This is a genomic window from Arthrobacter sp. Y3223164, assembly GCF_059091005.1.
Genome location: NZ_JBNHGF010000643.1, coordinates 1 through 1,036 on the forward strand (window position 1 = coordinate 1; position 1,036 = coordinate 1,036).

1 protein-coding gene is annotated in these 1,036 nt (G+C 70.8%); it reads left to right on the forward strand.

Translation table 11 applies throughout. The features are described 5' to 3' along the window. Positions 1-117 precede the first annotated feature (117 nt). Positions 118-1,036 (forward strand): glycosyltransferase (locus AC5RUJ_RS17085; RefSeq protein ID WP_494156344.1); only part of this gene is annotated, 919 nt, incomplete at its 3' end.

Genomic DNA, 1,036 nt, shown 5'->3' on the forward strand with positions numbered 1-1,036 from the left:
GCCCGCCGCCGGTGACCGGCCGCCGCTCCGCCGGACCACAGGCGTCGAACCTGCGCGCCTCGCCAACCCCGGCTGCGCTGTCGTACGCTGGAGCCCCTCCGGGAGAAAAGGCCGACGATGCGTATCGGGCTGATCGCCCCACCGTGGTTTCCGGTTCCGCCGGGCGGCTACGGCGGTATCGAAGAGGTCGTTGACAACCTCGCCCGCGGCTTCGTGGACGCAGGACACGACGTGGTGCTGGCCGCCGCCGCCGACAGCACATGCCCCGTTCCCCTGGTGCCGGGCACGCAGCCGTCCGATCCGGAGGCCATCGGGACCAACTGGTCGGAGCTCCACCACATCATCCGCGCCTACGAGGGGCTCCACGGCGTCGACCTGATCCACGACCACACCCTGACGGGGCCGTTCTACCGGGACCGGCCGGGTTCGGTGCCGGGGGTCATGACGATCCACACCGGGCTGACCGCGCAGCTGACCGGTATCTACCGCGCCGCGGAACGACACGTCGCCCTCGTCGCCATCTCTCACCAGCAGGTGGCCGGTACCGGCCTCGACGTCTCCGCCGTCATTCACCACGGGATCGATACCGCCGCCATCCCGGTGGGCGCGGGCGGGGGCGGGTACGCCTGTTTCCTGGGCCGGATGTGTCCGGACAAGGGAGTGGCCGAGGCCATCGGGATTTCCCGCATGGCGGGGATGCCGTTGAAGATCGCCGCCAAGATGCGCGAGCCCGAGGAACTGCGGTACTTCCACGACGTCATCGAACCCATGCTCGGGCCGGATGAGGAGTTCCTCGGCGAAGTCGCCGGCGGCGACAAATACCGGTTGCTGGGCGAGGCGGTCGCCCTGTTGAACCCGCTCCAGTGGGCCGAGCCTTTCGGCCTCGTCATGATCGAGGCTTTGGCCGCCGGGACCCCCGTGGTCGCCACGCCGCGGGGAGCCGCCCGGGAAATCGTCGAGCCCGGCGCCACCGGGCATCTGGCCGAGGACCATCGGGAACTGGCCAGGTTCCTGCCCCAGGCCGCCGCGCTGGACC